This is a genomic window from Cecembia rubra, from assembly GCF_003014575.1.
In the GTDB taxonomy this organism is placed as follows: domain Bacteria; phylum Bacteroidota; class Bacteroidia; order Cytophagales; family Cyclobacteriaceae; genus Cecembia_A; species Cecembia_A rubra.
On sequence record NZ_PYGF01000012.1, the window covers coordinates 91,229 to 114,184 of the forward strand.

A 22,956-nucleotide genomic window follows, 5' to 3' on the forward strand; every position below is an offset into this window, starting at 1 on the left:
GGCTATTATGTCACATCATTCCCAAGTATCATCTCTACGCTTGGTTTCCTTAGATGCGTACCGGGGTTTGACCATGTTCTTATTGATAGCAGAAGCTGCCTTAGTGTATGAAACTTTATTGGAGGCATTTCCTTTAGATAGTTTTGCCCATGCTTTTTTCACACAGTTTACCCACCATCCATGGAATGGGCTGAGGTTTTGGGATCTGATCCAACCCTTTTTCATGTTTATTGTAGGTGTTGCCATGCCTTTTTCACTTAACAAAAGACTGGCAATAGAAGGGAATAGCACCAAGGTCACACAGCATATTTTGAGACGTTGCCTGCTGCTTTTCCTTTTTGGCACCGGACTTCATTGTATCTATAGCCAGAAGTTGGTGTTTGAATTATGGAATGTTCTTACCCAACTCTCATTTACAATTTTATTGACTTATTTTTTGATGAGGAATTCTATCAAATTTCAACTTGGGGTTACTTTTGGTCTATTGATCCTTACTGAATTGCTTTACAGGATTTATGCACCGGTATCTCCATTTGTCATGGGGGAAAATTTTGGATCCTATGTCGATATGTTCTTGATGGGAAAAATCAATAGTGGGGGCTGGGTGGCCATCAACTGTATTCCTACAGCTGCCCATACCATTTGGGGAGCATTGTGTGGAAACTTATTACTTTCCTCTAAAAAAGATCAGAAGAAAATTAAAATACTATTGATCGCTGGTACAATAGGTTTGCTTCTTGGTTATGGACTCGATCTTTTGGGGATTACGCCTATTATCAAAAGGATCAGCACGAGTGCATTTGTATTGGCATCTGGGGGTTGGGCTTTGATTGCCTTGGCCTTTTTTTATTGGTTGGTGGATATAAAAAAGCAACAGTCTTGGGCTTGGGCTTTTGTGATTGTTGGGATGAATCCTATTTTTATCTATTTGTTTGCGGAAGTTCTTGGTCACCGCTGGTTATTCGGATTTGTCAGGATTTTCACCATAGGTTTTTTAGAACCAATAGGGTTTTCGGAGGCTTTTCTAGGAATTCTGACCGCATTGTTGACCTTAGGGGCCATGTGGTATTTGTGTTACTTCTTGTACAAAAAGCGGATTTTCTTCAAGATTTGAGGTTAGGGAAAATTCAGCTTTCTCTCGAATGAAAATTCTAAATTTCCCAAGTGAATCATTTATGGACCATGGTTTGAATGAACCAATTAATGTATTAGATTTCAGTATGAAAAAAATTCTGTCTTTTGTTCTTATCGCTTTTTTACCTGGCTTAATTTCAGCACAAACAGTTTATCCACTTTATGGGGATCAAGCCATTCCTAATTCCATTGATGTGCCAGATGAAGAAAAATCAGAAATAGGGGATTATGGCATCTTGCGAATCAGCAAAGTAAGCAAACCGACACTGACAGTATATTTACCTGAAAAGGGAAAGGCAACTGGACATGGAGTTATCATATGCCCGGGAGGAGGATATTGGATATTGGCAGCAAGACATGAAGGTTCGGATGTAGCAGAGGAATTTACCAAAAGAGGAATTACGGCTTTTGTGCTGAAATACCGTCTACCAAGCGATATTACCATGATCGACAAAACGATTGGTCCTCTTCAAGATGCTCAAAGGGCCATCCAGATGGTGAGAGAAAATGCTAATGAATGGAATGTGAATCCAGATCAGGTGGGGATTTTGGGATTTTCAGCAGGGGGACATTTGGCTTCAACTGCCGGCACCCATTTTGAAACAGCAGAGATAAATAATCCAAAAAACACCAGTCTAAGGCCAGATTTTATGGTTTTGGTTTATCCTGTAATCAGTTTCGATCCATCTATTGGGCACAGTGGTTCAGCTAAAAATCTTTTAGGAGATCATCCAAGCCAGGAAATCCTAGATAAGTTTTCCAATGATAAACAAGTGAGTGCAAATACTCCTCCAACTTACCTTGTCCACGCCAAAGATGATCGGGTGAGCATCCAAAATTCATATGTATTCGAAAATTCACTTAAACAAAATGCAGTTACTGTTGAAGCCACTTATTTTGAAACTGGTGGGCATGGTTTTGGTATGGTCAACCCCCAATCAGATATCCTGTGGATGGATCAGGTAGAGGCTTGGATCAAGCGGCTATTTCATTGATTGAAAGTGTGGCTTTTGATTGTTGGATTGGATACAATCTTTATTTTTACCAAATTGGACATAACTAGTCATAAACTGGATGAAGAGATTTATAGCAGGATTTATAGCAGCGGCATTGATTTTTGTAGGTGTTTGGTTGTTGCTGGATAAAAAGGAAAGTAAGGAGGAATTAAAAGAAAGCTCTGCAATGATCCAGCAGCAGATTCAACAGGTAGGTAAATTGATAGTGACAGAGGGATACTTCTCACAGGTATTTACCTTCAAAAACTCCCAAAATCTATTCCTGAACCTGTTTACTTCCGATAAAAAAGCATTGGTAGTGGCTAATGCTAAAGTTACAGTGGAATATGATCTCAGGGCTTTGGAAACTGAGCTGGATTTGGATAATAAGACTGTAATTTTGAAAAGGATCCCAGAACCGGTGATCAATATTTATCCGGATATTGAATACTATGATGTGACCCAAGATTACTTCAATAAGTTTGGAGCTGCAGATTACAATAAAATCAAAAACACAGTCAATGCCCGTATCAGGGAAAAAGTCAATCAATCAAATCTTATGGATAATAGCAGGGAAAGGTTGATGGCTGAATTGGCCAATCTTTTTGTACTGACCAAGTCACTGGGTTGGACCTTAAAATACAATGAAGTAATTATTGAAAATGAGGAACAAATGAAAAATTTAAGAAGGTAGTAATGAGAGCAGGTTTTGATACAAGGATGCTTTTGGTTTTTGGTTTGGCTTTTTTGGTAGCAGCTTTGACCAATTGGACTGTCCCCTATGAAGACTTGGGTCTCATGGAAGATGGTTCTGCCTTGCGCTGGGCTTTTTATGCTGCTGTCCTCAGTCTTATCTCCCATTTTCGACACAATCAATTATCAGGAAAGGTGGCCATATGGATTGCAATGGGATTTGTGACTGCAGTCATTTTGAGGATTGTGTTTGACATTTTCAATGATAGCTCCACGCATAATCTTTGGCCCTTCGAAGTGGTATTGGCCTTAGGGATCACATTTGCCCCGGCATTTGTAGTGGGGTTGGTTTTTAAGGTGGTGCAAAGAACTTTAAAGGGAGAAAATCACTGAATTTTAGCTAGGTTTGAGTAATTTAAACTGTTTATCTCAAACCCGAATTCCTATGTCAACTGCGAAAAGAAAGTCAATCGTTTTAATCATTTATTTTTTATTTGTTCACCTTACCTATGGGCAAATTCCAAGGCAGTTTATCCTGCATTAAGTGACCATACAGGATATCTGAATGGGAGAGCGGGAGGGTGGCCACATGTTTTCACCGGTCAGAATTTGGTTTACTACAAAAGACCTGAGGTAATTGAAACCCTTACTTATTATGATGCGGTCAATTTTGCACGGATTTTAAATACCCCTGGTTTTTATACCTGGGGTTTCAATGATGAAGTCAGCCCTCCCACTTCTTATTATGCGGCCTATAATCAAATCAAGTCCCCCAAGGAACTTTTTTTGGTGCTTGAAACAGGGCATTGGACTTATCCGGAGCAGCAAAAAAAGATTGATGATTGGCTTTTTGGAAAATTTTTATGCATGCTAAAAATAGGCCTTACCAAAATTTCTTAGGATACTTTTTTATCATTTCTTGGGATGCAATTAGATATTGCATTCCTTGATTTTTCATTTTGGGAACAACCGTGAAATTCCAGGAAAAGGTTAATCATTTAGGATGTTAAGTTGTGAAATGATTGTTCCACTTGGTTTCAGCGAAAATTTTTCAGTAATTATGCCTAATTTATTCTGCTTTAAATTTTGTTTTTGAGAAAAAATCATATTTTTATTTTTTGTTGCTCTTTCAAGAACGTTCTATGACACAATCACCTTTGTCATCCAGGATTTATTCCATAGATATTTTCAGGGCCATCACTATGTTGTTGATGATTTTTGTCAATGACCTATGGACGCTGAAAGATGTCCCTCAATGGCTTGGTCATGCAGAAGCCGGAATAGATGGTATGGGTTTGGCAGATGTGGTTTTTCCAGCTTTTTTGGTGATCGTTGGCTTATCAATTCCATTCGCTATTTCCAAGAGAATTCAAAAGGGGGAAAGCCTTAATGATACATTAAAACATATTTTTTTCAGGACTTTGGCTTTATTGACAATGGGGCTATTTCATGTCAATCTGGAAAATTACAATGCTGCAGATTCATCTCTGCCAAAGTCTGTTTGGCAGATTCTGATGACTGTTGCATTTTTTATGATTTGGCTGGATTATTCCTCCTATCTGAATAAAAGAAGGAATAATATAATTCAGATTTCCGGTGTCCTGATCTTAGGCCTACTTGCTTATTTATATGTAGGAGGAAGTCCTGAAAACCCCACTTGGATGAAATTCCATTGGTGGGGTATCCTTGGCTTGATAGGCTGGGCTTATTTCATTGCTTCATTGATTTATTTGGCTTTCAGGGAAAAACTCCCTGTATATTTTGCATTTTTCTTATTCTTCATTTTTTTCAATTCTGCGGAAAAACTTGGGTGGTTAAGCTTCCTTGATTCAATTAAACCGTATTTCTGGATTTCCGGGAATGGTTCAAATCCCGCATTCTCAATGGCAGGAGTCATCATTGGGCTTTATTACAAAAATTACCTTGCACATGGAAAGTACAAAAATTACTGGTTGGTACTCTGTGCTTCGGCTGGAGCTTTGATTTTATTTGGACTTTGGACGAGACCGTTTTGGGGAATCCATAAAATTGGTGCATCGCCATCTTGGGTGGCTATTTGTACAGGGATAAGCTTCTTGGTTTTAGCTTTTATGATCTGGTTGGTTGATAGAAGGGGAAAGTTCTCTTGGTTCGAAACCATCAAACCCGCAGGTACGAGTACTTTGACTTGCTATTTACTACCTTATATTCACTATGCTTTGTACTCTATGGTGGGAATAGTGCTGCCCTTGTATTTGAGAACAGGAGCGATAGGTATAGTAAAATCCCTTTTTTATGCTTTAGTCATCATCTGGATTACCGGACTATTGGAAAAACAAAAAATATGTCTCAAAATTTAACCCAAGACTTAATCCCTATGAAAAAGCTCATCTCCTTTATAGTATTCTTACTGGTTTTAATTTGGCAGCCAAAGGCGTCATTTGGATTTGTCGCTGAAGTTTCAGATAATCTTCCAATCAAAGGTCTAGCTATTGCAGCTCCTAAATCATCAGAGTTAGTCCGGTTTGTCAGTTTTATCCATGAGGAACTTGGTCCAAGAAATATCAATACCCTGGTTTTAAGGGTTGATTATAACTATCAATTTGAAAGTCATCCTGAACTCAGGGATGAGGATGCATTGAGCAAAAATGATGTCAAGAAGTTGGTTGCTGCTGGACGACAACACGGAATAAAAATCATTCCACAAATCAATCTTTTGGGGCATCAGTCTTGGGCCGGTACGATTGGGAACTTATTGAAGATTTATCCTGAATTTGATGAAACCCCCCATGTACAGATGCCGGAGGTTTATCAATGGCCAAATCCTGATGGCTTATATTGTAAAAGTTACTGCCCACAGCATCCTGGAGTACACAAAGTAGTGTTTGCTTTAATGGATGAAATTGTTGAGGTTTTTGAAACTGATGCTTTCCATGCAGGGATGGATGAGGTTTTTTACATTGGGGATGACAAATGCCCAAGGTGTCAGGGCTTGGATAAAGCAGAGCTTTTTGCAGGAGAAGTTACCAAAATCAGAAACCATTTGGCTTTAAAAGACAGGAAGCTTTGGATTTGGGGCGATCGTTTGATTGATGGTAAAACAACAGGCATTGGTTTGTGGGAAGGTAGCTACAATAATACCCACCGAGCCGTGGACTTGATTCCAAAAGACGTAGTCATCAATGATTGGCATTATGAGAAACCTGTCGGTACACCGGTCTATTTTGCAATGAAAGGGTTTAATGTGATCAGTTGTGCTTGGAGAAAACCAAATGTTGGTGTAAGTCATGTGGAGGACATGTTTCTTTTCAGGAAAAACAATACAGAAGTTATGAAGGATAGGTTTGCTGGAGTAATGCTTACTGTATGGTCTGGGGTTACTCCATTCCTGGATGGATTTGACGCCTTTAAAAAGGATCCCAACAAAACCATGACTGAAGAGGAATTGAACAATCCTTGGGTGACTTTTGTGCGGATGTTTGACCGATTGGACCAAATTTCAAAGGGGGGATGATAGTTTTTTCTTAATGAATACTTAAAAAAAAATCAAATGAATAAAAGCATATTGAATGTTTTGTTGCTATTGTCAGGCACTGCAATTTTTTCATGTTCAAATAAGGAGATTAAGGGCAATCAGAGGGAAAAAGAACCATTGCCTAACGTCATCTTCATCCTTGCCGACGACCTTGGTTACGGGGATTTGGGCTTTTTGGGCCAGAAGATAATTGAAACTCCGAATCTGGACAGGTTGGCTGACGAAGGGTTGTTTTTTTCCAATCATTATTCAGGAGCTACAGTTTGTGCCCCTTCCCGATCTGCTTTGATGACTGGACTGCATACTGGGCGAACCCCAATAAGAGGAAATTTTGAAATCCAGCCAGAAGGACAATATCCATTGCCGGATTCTTTATTGACCCTTCCTAAGCTTTTTAAAAATGCAGGATATGTTACAGGAGCTTTTGGGAAATGGGGTTTGGGCTTCGTAGGAACAGAAGGTGATCCAAATCATCAGGGGTTTGACCGCTTTTTTGGTTACAATTGTCAGCGCATTGCCCACCGATATTATCCGGAATATTTATGGGATAATAACCAAAAAGTAATTCTTCCTGGTAATGATTGGACCCAAAAAATTACTTATGCACCAGACATCATACACCAAAAATCATTGGACTTTATTGAGGAAAATTCCAAAAATCCATTCTTTATGTTTGTTCCAATGGTAATGCCACATGCGGAACTTGCCGCTCCTGAGGGGGAATTATTGGAGTATTACAGAGGAAAAATTGGAGAAGAGGTACCCCATTCTGCACCTGTTGGATGGGATTATGGAGATGATCCAATCAATATTCCAGGGTACCAATCGAATGTCTGGCCTAAGGCGAGCTATGCAGCCATGGTAGGACTTTTGGATAAACAAGTAGGCGAAATCCTCAGGAAATTAGATGAGCTTGGGCTTACCGAGAACACGATTATCATTTTTTCCTCAGATAATGGCCCACATGTAGAGGGAGGGAATGACCCTGATTTTTTCAATAGTAATGGGGTTTTCCGCGGATTTAAACGAGACCTTTATGAAGGTGGCATCAGGATTCCAATGATCATGAAGTGGCCTAATGTTATACAGCCTGGGCGTAAAACAGATCATATTTCTGCATTTTGGGACTTCCTACCGACATTTGCAGAAATTTTGGGAGAAGATATCCCTGGAAATTTAGACGGAATATCATTTTTGCCAACAATCAATGGGGAATCAGGTCAACAGAGTCATAAGTACCTTTATTGGGAATTTCATGAGTTAGGTGGAAGGCAGGCCATCAGAAAAGGGGATTGGAAGGCAATAAAATATGGAGTAAAAAGCAATCCCAATGCCCCCATTGAACTGTATAATTTGGGATTAGATCCTGCAGAATCTCAGGATTTGGCTATGTCGCAGCCTGATATAGTTCTTGAGATGGATAAATTATTTATGGAGGCCCGAGTGCCTAATCCGGTATTCAGGTTTATTGAGTAAATCACCATATTTAAAACCAAGGAACATGAAAAAACAATGGATCATTTTACCAATTTCCTTTCTCATTTCTATTTTAGTCTCTGCACAAACAATGCAAGAGAAAGAAATAATTGAACTTGATCTGGCTTGGGAAAAAGCACTCTTAGAGTCTGATGTGGCATTTTTAGAAAATATTCTGGCTGATGATTTTATTTGGGTCCATAATCATGCTGGATTGATAGACGGAAAGTCTGCCGTGGTTTCCAGAGCAAAAAGAATTCAACAGGGCCAGGATGACAATACCAAAGGAAGAGTTTCTAAGGATCAAAAGGCCATCATAATGGGTAAAACTGCAGTGGTGAGTGGTTTTACAGTCGTAGAACGTGGGCCAAGTCTTACCACTTACCATTTCATGAGAACTTATGTCAAAGTGAAGAAAGGTTTTAAACTATTGGCAAACCAAACAATGGCTATTCCTGATGAAGATGAATTGAAATAAATTGTATAATCCATTTTATTTCTTTTAGAGGGGGGGCTACTTAAATTGATTTTGCCATTGGGAAAATTCAAAAAAAGATGTGCCGGAAAACCCTGAATACATTTAATCAATATCCTAAATTGAATCACCTAATCTTTACATTCATGAGAAAACCATTAAGCTTTCTGGCTATTGTGGTTCTGGCTTTACTCTTTAATTATTGTACTTTTAAAGATAATGCAGAAAAAATACAACCGGTAACAAAATCCAGAACCATAGTCACAACTGATGGTGAGGTGGATGATGTAGATTCTTTCATTCGCATGTTGCTTTATTCCAATGAATTTGATCTGGAGGGCTTAATTTACAGTAGTTCTCAATGGCATTACAAAGGAGATGGTAAAGGGACTCTTTTTATTTCAGAATTGCAGAATACAGCTGAAAGGTACGGGGAAAGGACAGAACTTCGCTGGCCCGGCACTACTTGGATGCAGGAACTCATATCAAAGTACGCTGAAGTTTATCCTAACCTCCAAAAGCATGCTAAAGGATATCCAAGTCCTGAAAAGCTACTCAATTTGGTGAAAGTTGGAAATATAGAATTTGAAGGTGAGATGGAAAAGGATTCTGAAGGTTCTGAATGGATCAAAATGGTCCTTCTGGATGATGATCCAAGACCCCTTTACCTGCAGGTATGGGGTGGCACCAATACCATCGCACGTGCATTGAAATCTATACAAGTGGAATATGAAGGTAGAGCTGATTGGGAAAGCATTTACAGGAAGATTTCAGATAAAGCAATCATTTATACTGTACTGGACCAAGATGCAAGTTATACCAAATATATAGCGCCAAACTGGCCAGATATAAAAGTAATTTATAATTCAGACCAGTTTTGGTGCTTTGCCTACCCTTGGTCTCAAAGGGTCCCGGAAGGCCTGAAGTATTACCTTTCAGGTGAATTTTTCAAGGAATATATTCTTTTTGACAAAGGGCCATTGATGGCCAGGTATTTTACTTGGGGAGATGGTCGACAGATTGACAATGACCCTGAACATGATCATGGTGATTTGGAAGTCATGGCTAAATATGAAAGGAACCAATTTGACTTTATTTCCGAAGGGGATTCGCCAGCATTTTTTTATTTATTGGATGTGGGATTAAGAAATCAAGAAAACCCAAGTTTTGGAGGCTGGGGTGGAAGATTTATCCAATCGGAAACACATCCTAACCGTTGGGAAGATGGGAAGCAAGTCACAGATTATAATCCCTATACCCAAAAAGAGGATCCCACTTTTCCTCAGACACGGTGGATCAAAGAGATTCAAAATGATTTTGCAGCTAGGGCAGCATGGTGTGTAAAAAATTATGAGGAAGCAAACCATGCTCCTTATGTTTGGTTAGTACATCCGATGAATCTTAACGCTAAAATAGGCCAAAAAGTAACATTGGAATGTAGAGCCCAAGACCCAGATGGGGACCAATTGAATTATCTTTGGTGGCAGTACCTTGAGCCTGGGACCCTCAAAGCTTTTGTTCAGATCCAAAATGCAGAAAAGCCCAAAGCTTCATTCATCATTCCAGATGAATCCAAAATAGGAGATACGATTCACATAATTTTGGAAGTCGAAGACGATGGATATCCTTCTTTGACAAGATATCAGCGGGTGGTTGTGACTGTAATTCCTTAATTATTTTGGAATTTTTGGAAGTTCCCATGGAGACCGATAACGTGGCAAGATTAACTCATCGGCCATTTTGTTGTTTTTAAATTTTTGCAGCTGGTCATCCCATTCCAAAACACTCTCCCCAATCCTTCCTGAGATATTTGGGATATGCGCATACAAGGCAGCTATTCTGCCGATTTCAGGAGGACAAATGGGGGTTTTTCTGGATTTTACACAATTAATAAAATCCTCTACATGGACATTATGTGATTCTTTTCCTTCCAAGTAAGATAAAGATTCAGTTTTTGGTTCTTTTTTGTCATTGTCCCATTCAGGGTAGACTTCAAAACTCCTTCTGTCCGCCACAATGGTTCCTTTTTCACCGATAAATGCCAGACCATAAGCTTTTCCATAAGGCCCCTGTTGAATACCACCTAACATATCCCATTGGATAGTAAATTCATCATGAGGATATAAGACAGACATGCTGTCAAAAGTTTCTCTATGGCGGATGTCTGTGGAACTATTTGAAGCTTGTGTAATTACTTTATTTGGGGCCTTTGGTGCGGCCATTGCCCAAATCCCTATATCCAATAAATGCACTCCCCAATCGGACATAAGTCCGCCTCCATAATCCCAAAAATGCCTCCAGCTTCCATGAAAGCGGTTCTTGTTGAATGGCCTTTCAGCAGCAGGCCCCAGCCAAAAATCGTAATCTACACCTTTTGGAATTGCAGAGTCTTCTGCCGGAATTGCTCCAGTTCCATAATTAAAATTGGACCAGATATTCACTTTGCGGATTTTCCCAATCTTCCCTTCTTTTATTAACCGGATAGGTTCAATGAATGTATATCCGCTCCGTTGTTGCTGTCCTACCTGTACAACCCGATTGTAATAATTGGCGGCATCTACCATGATTTTACTTTCCCCAATACTATTGGACAAGGGTTTTTCTACATACACATCCTTCCCCGCCTGACAGGCATATACCATTTGAAGACAGTGCCAATGGTCGGGAGTTCCAATAATAACAGCATCTATAGTTTTATTTTCCAGTAATTTACGGAAGTCAGTATATTGTGCAGGATGTTGACTGTATTGATCTAATATCTCCTTAGTCCGTCTATCCAGCACATTTTGATCTACATCACAGATAGCAACACAGTTTACCCCAGGTATATTAAGGTGATGCTTTAGTATGCTGAAACCATGTCCATTGCAACCAATAAGTGCAATATTTACTTGATCACTAGGTGCAATATTTTTCCCCCATGCCAGCTTGGGACCAATTGAAAAAGCTCCAATAGCCAATGTAGAAAGGGAAGTTTTTTGAATAAATTTTCTTCTAGAATGATGCATGACTGAGATAAGGGTTGTTATTTTTTGGAAAGTTTTTTGAATGAAAATAAAACAAAATCCTTCAAAATCAGCATTCTTGATTGATGGATTGAACTATCATGAGTAGTATTATATCAACAGCTTTTAGAAAGACTTCCACTCTTACATTTGAATTCCGGTGCTGACTCCATAAAAAACCATTTCGGAAAACCCGCAGACCATTTTTATAAAATTACTCTTGTTCTTCCCTCATTTCAAGGAATGTAGGGCAATCCTATTTCCTTCCGTATCCAAAAACAAAGCCATATAACCTATTTCATCTGAGATCAAGGTTTTGCTCTGTAACACTTTCCCCCCTGCATTGGGTATGCGCTCGAGTTCCTGGTTGACATCTAAAGATGAGAAATATACAAGGGCTCCCCTTTCACTGGGCTGATAATATTCTTCATTTTTAACCAAACTGCCCCCAGCCCCACCTATTTCATGATTCCAGGGAAACCAAGCCATATCTATAGGCCCCATTTGGTGTCTTTCCAATTTGCATTCAAAGATTACTTCATAAAATGACATGGCCCTTTCCATATCAATTACTGGTATTTCGAACCAGCCGACAGTTACATGGTTTTTCATAGTAAATTGGGTTTAGAGAATAAATTTAAGTAGATTCAGCAGTATAACCCGATAAAAAAGCACGATTTAATTTCATGAAGGAAAAATTACCAAAAAGCAGGAGGGAATTTATCAAAATTGCCTCAATAACCACTTTGGGTTTAAATGTATTAGGGAGTCAAAATCCTGTAATGGCTTCAAAACAAGTTGGAAAAAGAGTTGGTATCATAGGTTTGGACACTTCTCACAGCATTGCATTTACCAAAGTTTTGAATGGACATAGGCATTCAGGCGAATATCTAGGCTACTATGTAGTTGCGGCATATCCGCATGGAAGCAAAATTATCCCATCCAGTAAGGATAGGATTCCAGGATATACAGAGGATATTCAAAAAATGGGTGTCAGGATTGTAGGATCTATTGCCGAACTATTGGAGCAGGTAGATGTGGTTTTGTTGGAGACCAATGATGGAAATCTGCATCTGGAACAGGCTTTGGAAGTATTTAAAGCTGGTAAAAGAATGTTTATAGATAAACCTATTACTGCCTCTTATTCAGATGCGGTGAAGATTTTTCAAGCCAGTTCGGAATTTGGGATTCCAGTTTTTTCATCTTCTTCTTTACGTTTTGTTAAAGGGATCGAGAATATTGACAAAAGCAAGGTTTTAGGAGCAGATACCTTCAGCCCTGCTACTATTGAGCCTTCCCATCCTGATTTGTATTGGTATGGAATTCACGGAGTGGAAACTTTGTACACCGTCATGGGTATAGGATGTGAATCTGTGGTGAGGATAAATACTAATGATACAGATATAGTAGTCGGAACTTGGAAAGATGGAAGGATAGGGACATTTAGAGGTACTCGATCAGGGAAGCATGATTATGGAGGCACTGTTTTTACAACTGAAAGTAATATAGTTTTGGGCCCCTATTCAGGTTACGAGGCATTGCTAATTGAAATTGTAAAATACTTTGAAACCGGAATTGTTCCTGTACAGCCTGAAGAAACTCTTGAAATATTGGCATTTATGGAAGCAGCGGATGAAAGTAAAAAGTTAAATGGTAAAAGGGTTTTCTTGGATGAATTAACTTCAATAAAAAGATCTAGGAATTAATCCTTCCTTGAGTAATGTTATTTCCTAGGCTTGAATTGAAAAAGTGTAACCTTGAACTTTTTAAAGTTAACTTCCTTGAGCGCAAAAAGACCAATTTCCATTATTTCCTTTAATCTGCTTCTGCAATTTTTTCGGAGATTATTGTCAGCGGATTGGATAATAGCAGAACTTTTGATGAGTTTTTTCTTTCTTTTCGAATAAGTTAATTCCTCCTTTTTAGAATGGGCAACATATTCTGTTCACTTTCTATTGCACGATGATCTGAATAGGAAAGATGGGACTTGGTGGATTATGGACCTAAAGAAGTAAATACATCTACTTCCTCCTTCGGTTGTTTTAGCTTGCGCTTCAAGATTCTTAATCCCAAACCTAACCCGCTTCCCCCATCATTTTTTCAGTAGAGGCTATTTAACTGTTTTTTCCTTTTGCATTTCTGATTTCAGAATGCTCTTATTTGATGGAAGTATAATATGTTGAAGCAGAAGGATTATTCGCAACCATTCAATACATCTTATTTTAGATAGAAAAATTATATTATGTGGGCTTTATTACTCTTTAGCATTCAGAGATTTACAAGTGTACCCTGTTTGATGACTTTTTGAATTTGGAGTCGTTTTTCAATACTGAAGTTAAAAATTACAGTATCATTTGTGGGCTTTAGTCCTACAAAATATAAAGGTACAGTTGAGGCCATCTTCCAGGCCTCAGAAATATCGGTAATTTTTTCTTTAACCAGGTATTCAATTCCATCTAATAGACTTTTTGCTGCGCCTGCCAACAGGCCATTTCCATATTTCATGGATAAGCGACCATTTTCTTCGAGAATAATTTCTTCCCCAATCGGGCTTTGGTATGCTCCTGGCTCCATTCCGCAAAATTTGGTACTGTCACTTATCAAGAAGGCTTTTTCTTTTTTGATTTTTAGGACCGCTTTTAAGAAGGAAGGATCCAAATGAAAACCATCGGCTATCAGACTGGTATATAAATCTTCCTGTACTAATTGGTCCCATAAGATATTTGGATGTCTGTGTAGCATCATGGGGACAGCATTTCCCAAATGGGTGGAAAGAGTTGCTCCTGATGTTACAGCATTAGTTATATCCGAATAAGTTGCACTCGAATGCCCGATAGCAGTTAAAATCCCCTCTTCTTTACATCTTTTGATTAATTCTATTGCTCCTTCCAATTCAGGCGCTAAAGTGATGAGTTTGATTCGTCCTCCACTGGCCTTTTGAAATTTTTCAACTAATTTCCAAGAGGGTTTTTGAATGTATTTTTCAGGATGGGCGCCTTTTGCCCCTTCAAAGGAAGAAATGAATGGTCCTTCCAAGTGAATTCCCAAAATGCAGGAATTGATCAGGGGATCAATTTGGCAAGCCCTATGAATAATTTTGAGATTTTTTTCCACAGTTTGCGGGTCATTGGTAATCATTGTAGGAAAGAAACCCGTCACTCCTTTTTTTAATAGGGCATTTATTGCTTGTCGGATAGAGTGTTCGGTCAGTTCCATTTCGTTGAAATCAATTCCGGCGATTCCATTGACTTGCAGGTCTATAAGTCCTGGTCCGCAAAAAGGGAATTGTATTGATGCATGGTCAGGAATTGAGATTGCTGTCATCCGCATCTCTTGCATTTCATTCAAAATACAGAGTTTCCTGGAAATGATATCCATTAAAAATTGTGTTTCCTGAGGTTTTCCAATCTCAAAAGCAGGTAGGGCATTTTTGTCAGTAAATAAATGACAGTTCCAATGGCCCCGCAATATAGTGGCCGGACAATGCTCATCAACAGTGCCATGAATGGTTTGGTAAACAGCCTCTTTTTTTCGTGTTCCAGGAACCACACAGCATATAAAATCTGCATTCAATAATGCTGGAACTGTTAATGTAATCGCATGGGTAGGTACAGAATCAAAGCTTTCAAAACAGCCGTCATTTACCTGTTGCTGCCTGCAGTATTCATCCAGCTCTACTTCCTTGACCAATAGGTTGTCATTAAAATCTGCTACAGGAGGGTCATTGAATGCTATATGTCCGTTTTCACCTATACCCAAACATACGATGTCAATTTTTTTTTCACTCAATAAACCTGAATACCTTTTGCATTCCTTCTCACTGGTATTGTTTCCATCAATCAGGTGTACCCGCTTCATTGGGACATGGTCAAAAAGAGCAGATTTCAAAAAATTTGAAAAAAGAGCAGTATGGCTATGGTCAAGACCAAGATATTCATCCATATGAAAAGCAACTATCTTTTCCCAGGGGATAATCGGAGAATTTCTGAGGTAATTCAAAAACTCATTTTGTGAAGGAGCAGCAGCAAAGACCATCCGGATTTCATCTTTTTGTCCGGCAAGTTCAATGATGTGTTTTTCCACCAACTTTCCGGAAGCTTCACCCATTTTTGCTCTATTTGGATAGACTTTTACCTGCATAATTATTTAATTGTTTCTCAAAATAGAAAACATCTGGTTTACTTTTTCTGGGATCTCTCTTTTTGGAAGGAAACCTATTGTCACATAGGTGATAAAAGAAACCAATAATGGAAGACTGACCTGAACTGCCAGGTTTCCGATTTCCACATTTTTTGTAAATATAAATGCAAGCAGACCAGTCAGGATGGAAGAAATAGCTGCGGCTGATCCACATTTTTTAAATGTCGGAACCAGGCCCAAAAGCAAAGGAATGGCAATTGGACCTACCAGGGCTCCAAACCAGGAGATAATCAAGCCTAAAACTCCTCCAAAGTATTCATATTGCAAAGCTACCAAGATGGTCAAAGTGGTGAAGACAAAGGTGACTGTTCTCGCTGTCTTCAAGGAGTTTGGATAGATTTTTTTGGAAATATTTGGAAGGATGTCCCTGTTGATTACTGCTGCTATGGTATTAATATCTGAAGAAGTCATTGACATGGTGTTGGCAAAGAGAGAAGCAATTACCAAGCCTACCAAACCAGATGGAAGTAACAGTAGGGTAAGTTCTCCATATGACTGGCCAGGATCAGCTAGGTCAGGGAGGAGTATTGGTGCAGCCCACATAGGGAAAAATAGAATCAAAGGCCAAATTAGATATAGCCATCCAGATAATCTTGCTGCTTTTATGACTTGATGCTCAGAAGGACTAGAAATGTAGCGGGTGGCCAGGTTCCATTGGCCTCCATTGTAGGATAAAAAATTGATGAATAGGAAAGCAAGTGCAAACCCGACGGTGTAAGGGTCATTGAAAATTTGACTGTTACCCGTAGGCAATTGACCCCAAAGGTTAGAAAGAGTCGACAAGCCATCGAGGTGCATCAATACCGCAATAAACATAACAATCCCTGCCAAAAGCTGAACGATGAACTGGGCAAAATCTGTTATGACTACTGCCCAAAGTCCTCCAAAAGTAATATACAAGAGTGAGATACCTCCAGATACAAGAATGCCAACCGATAGGCTCATTCCTGTAAATACATTCAATAGGATGGCAATGGAAGCCCATTTGGCACCAATATCAAACAACTTGAGCATTACTCCAGACCATGCCATTAGTTGTTGGGTAAAAAGATTGTATCTTATTTTTAAAAATTCCAAAGGGGATTGAATATGGAAAGACTTTCTCAGCTTCATCCAAAGAATAGGGAATTTTTTGGCACTGACCAAAATACCAATGCCAATAGTAAATGCCCACCAGAAATAAACAGAAATTCCATGGGTATAAGCCAAAGCGGCATAAGCTACAAATACCGCCCCGCTGTATCCGGATACATGGTGTGAAATACCGGACAACCACCAAGGGAGATTTCCTCCAGCTACGAAATAGTCTTCGGAATTCTTATTTCTATAATAGGCATAAACCCCTATTGCCAACATCAGTAAGAAAAACAAACTGATAATAATCAGATCAAGATGGCTAAGCTTCATAGTTTAGAAGAATTGCTATACAATTGGTTCCCATCCTGGCTGATATTGCCTTGACCAATATTGCTGTGCCTCAGGATTATTGAGGATATGACCTGTTTTAGAGTCTATGTCCAAAGTTTTGCCTAATCGTTGTGAAATATTTCCTAACTGCACCAAAAGTGTACTTGTTTGACCCCCAGTGATATCTGCAGCAAGTGGGGTTCCTTTTCTGATGGCATCAAACATGTTTTGGATGTGGATGCTGTCAAGTTCATGGGTTGGATCGGATAAGTTTCTAGGATCCACAGGTCTATTGTATCGGACTTCTTTGACCACCTTGTTCTGTCGATCCAAAATACTGTAATTATTTCCTCCATCGATTTTGATGGCTCCCTCTTCTCCATAGAAAATCACGCCTACACTGGAACCTTCTATATTTAGACCATTGCAGCTTCTTCCTTCCCAAGTGATAAGGCTCTTGTTTTCAAATTCCAAGTTGATAATCTGGGTATCTGGTGTCTCCCAATCATCCTGATAATGATATCGTCCACCAGCTGAACTCACTTTACTTGGATATTCCACTTGCAAGCCCCATCTAGCCAAATCCACCATGTGGGTACCATTGTTTAAGGCCTCTCCAGTTCCCCAATTCCAAAACCAATGCCAGTTGTAATGAATGATGTTATCTCGGAAATCTTCCCGTGGGGCAGGTCCTTGCCACAGTTCGTAATCAAGATGTTTGGGCACCTGAACTTTTTTACCAATTCCTATGGGCGACCTGTTGTTGGTATACCAAGTTTTGGCCATATATGGTCTTCCAATAACTCCTGCATGCAATTCCTTGATGGCTTCTGCAACATTGGGCCAGGACCTTCTTTGGTTACCCATTTGAATGATCCTTTTATATTTGGCTGTAGCCAGTAATAGCAATTCTCCCTCATGGGGGTTATGACTTGCGGGTTTTTCCAGATATACATCTTTTTCTGCTTTACAGGCGAGTATTGCTGCAGGTGCATGCCAATGGTCAGGAGCAGCCACTACCAATATATCCATTTCTTTGTCTTCCAGACTTTTTCTGAAGTCCTTTGTGTTTTTGGGTTTTTGCTTTTGAACAGCTGAAACTGACTGAATGCACTTTTCAGCTGCAATGCTGTCCACATCACAAACATGTAGTACTTCAGAATTTGGTTGGGAGGCAAAATTTAAAGCTAGGGCTAATCCTCGGCTATTGACGCCCATAACAGCTACTTTGATTCGCTCATTGGCTCCTAGGATATTTTTATAACTTTTTGCACTGAAGGCAGGCAATACACCACCTAAATTTATTGCGGTTGCCAATCCAAGTGATTTCCTGATGAATTCTCTTCTGGAGTCTTTATTTTTTTTCATAGTGCTGCTGGATGAACTTAGTTTACTTCGATCCGAAGAAGGGGTGAGCATAGATTTTCCATCAATATATTAATTTACTCATTTTGTTTGGCGAAAATTTTGTTAATCGGGCGTATCTTAATTTAAAAATTTGAATTATTAAGAATTGTTCAAAATTTCTCCTTTGATGTAAATCATTTTTGATTTACCGTTTTCAAGCCCTAATTTTCAACAAGTTGCAAGAGTCAGTGGATTACCTATTTGACATCAATTTCCAATGCGAAGTATTTTATAGCTTAAGTCAATACCCTTATGAACCAAAGAAGAAGCTTTCTAAAATCAACAGGAACTGCCATAGTTGGAACTGCAGTCCTGCCCATGGCATTTATCAATCACCCTGTAAAAGCCACCTTTGACCGAGTTTTGAAAGTTGGGCTGATTGGTTGTGGAGGAAGGGGAACAGGTGCTGCAGCCCAGGCACTTAAGGCCGACCCTGATGCAGTATTGACATGTATGGCTGATATTTTTCCGGATTACCTAAAAGAATCATACGATAACCTCATGATGTTCAATCCTAATCAGGTTAAAGTAGATAAAGCACATCAGTTTATAGGCTTTGATGCCTACAGAAAGGTTTTGGATTCGGATGTGGACGTTGTAATATTGACTACACCTCCTGCATTTAGACCCCATCATTTTGTTGAAGCGGTAGCTGCAGGGAAGCATGTCTTTTGTGAGAAGCCAGTTGCAGTAGATGCTCCAGGTGTCCGGGCAGTATTGGAAGCAGCTAAAAAAGCCAAGGAGAAAGGGTTATCTGTGGTTTCAGGTTTTACCTATCGCTATGATTTTCCCAAAAGAGCTCTTTTTGAAAAGATCTCCAAGGGGGAAATTGGTGAAGTCAGGTCTATTTTGACTGTGAGGAACGGTGGAGGACTTTGGTATAAAGAAAGAAAGCCTAACTGGACAGAAATGGAATACCAGTTGAGGAATTGGTATTACTATGATTGGTTATCCGGTGATTACATTGTGGAGATGATGGTGCATAGTTTGGATTTGATGTCATGGGCTTTAGATGGGCAATTGCCTGTCAGGGTTACTGCCACAGGAGGAAGGCAGGCAAGAACAGAATCAAAATGGGGGAATATTTATGATCATTTCGCTATTGAATATGAATACCCAAACGGTGTCAAAGGGGTACATTTCAGTAGGCAGCAACAAGGTAGTTCCAATACCAATAGAGCGGAGATAATCGGGAGGGAAGGAGATGCCTTCATTGATATCGGTAGGCAAATCCATGCCATCAGTGGCAGTAATACATGGAACTATGAAGGTGAAAAAAACAATCCTTATGAAACCCAGCATGAGGAATTGTTTACTGCCATCCGGAAGGGACAGCCGATCAATGAAGGGGAGTTGATGGCCAATAGTACCATGCTGGCTATCATAGGAAGGATGGCTGCATATAGTGGTCAGACCATTTCTTGGCAAGATGCGATGAGTTCCAATTTGACCTTGGGCCCCAAAATGGAAGATTATGACTGGGATTTGGTATGGCCTGTTACACCTGTGGCAGTGCCAGGCGTTTCCAAAGTTTTGTAATAAAATGATGAATTCAATTCAGTTGTAATGAAAAAAATACTTTTACAATTTGCCTTGATAGCTTTTGCGTTGAAGGTTCCAGCACAAGGTTATTTATTTGAATTTGGTACAGTAAGGGGATTGGAAGCATTGGTTGCATCAAATGCTCCAGAAGAAGTTCCTATCAAATGGTTTGATGTCAATACCGGCAAGGATTCCTGGTATTTTGAAGGAGATGAGCTGGTGTGTCAAGGATTGCCTATTGGGGTAATCCGCTCTGAGAAGCAATACCAAAATTTCATCATGCATATCGAATGGAAGCATATGGAGGCAGGTGGTAATTCAGGGACATTTGTCTGGAGCAGTGCTGTTCCCGGAGATAACAGGTTGCCTGATGGAGTTGAAGTTCAAATGTTGGAATTGGATTGGGTAAATCAGAATAAAAAGGATGGTATTTTGCCACCTATCGCCTATGTCCATGGCGAATTGTTTGGTGTTGGAGGGGTGGAGACCGTACCTGATAACCCAAGAGGTAGCCGTAGTAAATCCATTGAAAACCGTTGTTTGGGAAAAGGGGAGTGGAATACCTATGTGGTAGTTTGTCTGGACGGGGTAATTAAATTGTCCGTTAACGGGAAATTTGTAAATGGTATCAGTCAGTCTACTCAAAGAAAAGGTTATATCTGTTTGGAAGCAGAAGGATCTCCCATCCACTTCCGGAATCTTAGGATTACAGAATTACCACACGGGGTTATTTCAGAAGATCAAATTGCGGATTTGATCCAATGATATTTAAATATATTTTTAGTTTAAATTTGGTGATTATATTGAGCTGGATAAAAATTAGCAGTATCAAAACATTGCAGTTTTAATAAATAGTTATCCAAATTTATTTACCGAATATATTATTGGTCTTCAATTAGCTCATTGTGATTTAACGATCATATCGCATTATTTGACCAAAAATACACAAGGCTATCAAGTAGATAAGCTTATTTGTTCCCAAAATCAAATCAATTTTTTTGGAAAGTTTCGAGAAATTTAAGTGAAGAGATAGGTTAATTTTTTTACCAAAGGCTAATTCTATTTACGTATTAGTTTGATTGGATAGCTTTTATTAGCATTCCATTGGCAAACATAAATATTTTCATCCTGGTCGATGCACACATCGTGGCAATGCTTAAAAATTGTTTCTTGTTGGACCATAAGCTGTAATTCTCCATCAATGTATTTTGGAGCTGTACCACCTGGATTGGAAACCACTTTATTGTTTTCATCCAGAATAGTTACAAAGCCCGAATTGTCCATTTGTTCAAGGTATTTTTTTCTGGACCAACATACACCTGCATATAGGTGCATTCCATGAATTACCGGTCTACAGACAAAGGCTCCCGGAAGAAAAATTGTTTCAAGATAATGGCCATCCAATGTGAATCTTTTGAATGAATTATGCCCTCTTGAGGTACAAAGTAGCGTAGGGACACCATCTTTTCTTTGGTCAACTGCTATACCATGAACAGTTTTGAATTGATGGTCTTCATGCCCATTACCGCCAAACATTCTGATGAATTGGCCATTTCTGTCGTATTGAAGCACAAATTGGGAACCGTATCCATCGGTAATGTATAGGTCTCCATTTGGTGCTACTACAGTTTCAGTAGGTGAGTAACCCATACCCTCAGAATAGATTCCTTGGCTTTTGGGATTTGGAATTTCGGTAATTATTTTTCCGTTTAGGCTGGTTTTGATCACCCTTCCCCCGTTGTCTACTATCCAAAGAAACTCTTCTTCACCTTCTTTTACCAAAGAAAGCCCATGTGCCGCATTGAGGTTCAAAGTCCAGGAGTCCAAAATTTTCCCCGATTGGTTGTAAATGAGGATATTGTTTTTTGGTTCATCTGTGACCATGATGAGTCTTCCTTTTTTATCCATAACCATTTCATGACAGTTGTTGACCGGAAATTTGGAAGGATCTAATGAACCCCAGTTTAAGTCAACACTATAAGTGAAATCACCATGACCTATGATGGTGTCTTTGTTCAGATTGAAGGATGTAAGGGAAAATGTGCTCATAGCTAAGCCAGATAAGGCGGTTTGTTTAATAAAATCTCTCCGATTGATGCTAGTCATGGTGTTGTTTGGAAATTCAAAACAAAATATCTTAAAATTTAAGCAAAGTATAATGCCATTTGTAAAAAAATAAAGAATAGTACTGAAATATTTTGATTATTTTTAAGCACAAACCCAATAAAGACCTATGAAAAAAATCACAAAAATTCTAAGCTTAGGCTTAATTATGCTTTTGCCTGGAGCGTTGTTTGCCCAGGAAATTGCTCTTCAGCTCTATTCCCTTAGGAATGAGATGCGGGAAGATATGAAAGGCTCACATCAATTGATTGCTGACTGGGGCATAAAATATCTTGAAGGTGGTGGCACATATGGAATGGAGCAAGGTGCTTATAAATCTTTTATTTCTGGGTTGGGGCTTTCAGTAATAGCTGTAGGTGCAGATTTTAAGCAATTACAGGAGAATCCCCAAGCAATTATAGATAATGCAAAAGCTTATGGTGCTAAATATGCCACATGCTTTTGGATTCCTCATGAAAATGGAAAATTCAGCATCAAAGAGACTTTGGAAGCAGTAAAAGTCTTTAATGAAGCAGGGAAGATTTTGAAAGATGCAGGTATTACCCTTTGTTACCATCCCCATGGATATGAGTTCAAGCCTCATGGAAAGGGAGTGCTTTTTGATGAGCTGTTGAAGAATTCAAAAAACTATGCCTTCAATATGGATGTATATTGGGTGCAGATGGGCGGTGGAGATCCCTTGGCCATCATGAAAAAATATCCCAAGAAATTCCCATTGCTCCATTTGAAGGATAGGGCCCATGGTACCCCTGGTAGTACTGACGGTCGGGGAGATGTTGAAACCAATGTAGTATTAGGTACAGGAGATATAGATATAAGAGGGCTAATCAAACAGGCTAAGAAGGTAGGTACAAAGTATCTGATCATTGAAGATGAGTCTTCCAGATCGGTACAACAGATTCCACAAAGTGTTGATTTTATCAAGCAGGTTCTTTCAGAGAAATAAGTACTTGGACTTAATCCTAAAAAAAGCCCTCAGATTTT

At 39.2% G+C, this 22,956-nt stretch carries 20 protein-coding genes; 14 read left to right on the forward strand and 6 right to left on the reverse strand.

The genetic code is table 11. From position 1 onward, the window contains the following. The first annotated feature begins 7 nt into the window (after positions 1–7). From CLV48_RS17320 to CLV48_RS17365, 10 genes are all read left to right on the forward strand, one after another. Complete coding sequence (locus tag CLV48_RS17320) at positions 8–1,114, forward strand: acyltransferase family protein (RefSeq protein ID WP_106568553.1); 1,107 nt, start codon at positions 8–10, stop codon at positions 1,112–1,114. Positions 1,115–1,142: 28 nt separating this feature from the next. Beyond that, positions 1,143–2,129 (forward strand): alpha/beta hydrolase, encoded by a 987-nt coding sequence (locus tag CLV48_RS17325; RefSeq protein ID WP_245889599.1) that lies wholly within the window; start codon positions 1,143–1,145, stop codon positions 2,127–2,129. 79 nt (positions 2,130–2,208) lie between these two features. Continuing rightward, positions 2,209–2,823 carry a DUF4230 domain-containing protein gene (locus tag CLV48_RS17330; RefSeq protein WP_106568554.1) on the forward strand — a complete coding sequence of 205 codons (615 nt, stop codon included), beginning with the start codon at positions 2,209–2,211 and terminating at the stop codon, positions 2,821–2,823. A 2-nt stretch (positions 2,824–2,825) separates the two neighbouring features. After that, positions 2,826–3,215 (forward strand): hypothetical protein, encoded by a 390-nt coding sequence (locus tag CLV48_RS17335; RefSeq protein WP_106568555.1) that lies wholly within the window; start codon positions 2,826–2,828, stop codon positions 3,213–3,215. A gap of 216 nt (positions 3,216–3,431) precedes the next feature. Next, entirely contained in the window at positions 3,432–3,722 is a 291-nt protein-coding gene (locus CLV48_RS17340) for an acetylxylan esterase (RefSeq protein WP_342748307.1), read from the forward strand. A gap of 242 nt (positions 3,723–3,964) precedes the next feature. Then, complete coding sequence (locus CLV48_RS17345) at positions 3,965–5,161, forward strand: DUF5009 domain-containing protein (RefSeq protein ID WP_106568557.1); 1,197 nt, start codon at positions 3,965–3,967, stop codon at positions 5,159–5,161. 17 nt (positions 5,162–5,178) lie between these two features. After that, positions 5,179–6,315 (forward strand): family 20 glycosylhydrolase, encoded by a 1,137-nt coding sequence (locus tag CLV48_RS17350; protein WP_106568597.1) that lies wholly within the window; start codon positions 5,179–5,181, stop codon positions 6,313–6,315. A gap of 36 nt (positions 6,316–6,351) precedes the next feature. Further along, complete coding sequence (locus CLV48_RS17355; RefSeq protein ID WP_106568558.1) at positions 6,352–7,812, forward strand: arylsulfatase; 1,461 nt, start codon at positions 6,352–6,354, stop codon at positions 7,810–7,812. Between the two features lie 25 nt (positions 7,813–7,837). Next, complete coding sequence (locus tag CLV48_RS17360; protein WP_106568559.1) at positions 7,838–8,290, forward strand: nuclear transport factor 2 family protein; 453 nt, start codon at positions 7,838–7,840, stop codon at positions 8,288–8,290. A 143-nt stretch (positions 8,291–8,433) separates the two neighbouring features. Continuing rightward, positions 8,434–9,960, forward strand: coding sequence for a DUF1593 domain-containing protein (locus tag CLV48_RS17365; protein WP_106568598.1), 1,527 nt, complete (start codon positions 8,434–8,436; stop codon positions 9,958–9,960). On the opposite strand, the gene CLV48_RS17370 is transcribed toward CLV48_RS17365, so the two are convergent. Continuing rightward, positions 9,961–11,295 carry a Gfo/Idh/MocA family protein gene (locus CLV48_RS17370; RefSeq protein WP_106568560.1) on the reverse strand — a complete coding sequence of 445 codons (1,335 nt, stop codon included), beginning with the start codon at positions 11,293–11,295 and terminating at the stop codon, positions 9,961–9,963. It abuts the gene before it with no gap. Positions 11,296–11,523: 228 nt separating this feature from the next. Continuing rightward, entirely contained in the window at positions 11,524–11,904 is a 381-nt protein-coding gene (locus tag CLV48_RS17375) for a VOC family protein (RefSeq protein ID WP_106568561.1), read from the reverse strand. A 74-nt stretch (positions 11,905–11,978) separates the two neighbouring features. Between CLV48_RS17375 and CLV48_RS17380 the strand changes: the two genes are divergently transcribed. Beyond that, entirely contained in the window at positions 11,979–12,998 is a 1,020-nt protein-coding gene (locus CLV48_RS17380) for a Gfo/Idh/MocA family protein (RefSeq protein ID WP_106568562.1), read from the forward strand. A gap of 562 nt (positions 12,999–13,560) precedes the next feature. Here the strand turns inward: CLV48_RS17380 and CLV48_RS17385 are convergent. Genes CLV48_RS17385 through CLV48_RS17395 form a run of 3 tightly spaced genes read right to left on the reverse strand, consistent with a single transcriptional unit; the run spans position 13,561 to position 18,267 of the window. Continuing rightward, on the reverse strand, positions 13,561–15,432 hold the full coding sequence (locus tag CLV48_RS17385; protein ID WP_106568563.1) for a 6-phosphogluconolactonase: 1,872 nt from the start codon (positions 15,430–15,432) through the stop codon (positions 13,561–13,563). A gap of 6 nt (positions 15,433–15,438) precedes the next feature. Further along, complete coding sequence (locus tag CLV48_RS17390; RefSeq protein WP_106568564.1) at positions 15,439–16,899, reverse strand: sodium:solute symporter family protein; 1,461 nt, start codon at positions 16,897–16,899, stop codon at positions 15,439–15,441. 15 nt (positions 16,900–16,914) lie between these two features. Beyond that, the gene (locus tag CLV48_RS17395; protein ID WP_106568565.1) at positions 16,915–18,267 is read right to left on the reverse strand and encodes a Gfo/Idh/MocA family protein; all 1,353 of its coding nucleotides are present in this window, start codon (positions 18,265–18,267) and stop codon (positions 16,915–16,917) included. A gap of 291 nt (positions 18,268–18,558) precedes the next feature. Between CLV48_RS17395 and CLV48_RS17400 the strand changes: the two genes are divergently transcribed. Beyond that, entirely contained in the window at positions 18,559–19,845 is a 1,287-nt protein-coding gene (locus tag CLV48_RS17400; protein ID WP_106568566.1) for a Gfo/Idh/MocA family protein, read from the forward strand. 27 nt (positions 19,846–19,872) lie between these two features. After that, positions 19,873–20,613, forward strand: a complete 741-nt coding sequence (locus tag CLV48_RS17405; protein ID WP_106568567.1) for a 3-keto-disaccharide hydrolase — start codon at positions 19,873–19,875, stop codon at positions 20,611–20,613. Between the two features lie 294 nt (positions 20,614–20,907). Here CLV48_RS17405 and CLV48_RS17410 read toward each other — a convergent pair whose 3' ends face one another. Further along, positions 20,908–21,954 carry a twin-arginine translocation signal domain-containing protein gene (locus CLV48_RS17410; protein WP_106568568.1) on the reverse strand — a complete coding sequence of 349 codons (1,047 nt, stop codon included), beginning with the start codon at positions 21,952–21,954 and terminating at the stop codon, positions 20,908–20,910. A 127-nt stretch (positions 21,955–22,081) separates the two neighbouring features. Between CLV48_RS17410 and CLV48_RS17415 the strand changes: the two genes are divergently transcribed. Beyond that, the gene (locus CLV48_RS17415; RefSeq protein WP_106568569.1) at positions 22,082–22,918 is read left to right on the forward strand and encodes a sugar phosphate isomerase/epimerase family protein; all 837 of its coding nucleotides are present in this window, start codon (positions 22,082–22,084) and stop codon (positions 22,916–22,918) included. The last annotated feature ends 38 nt before the right edge of the window (positions 22,919–22,956 follow it).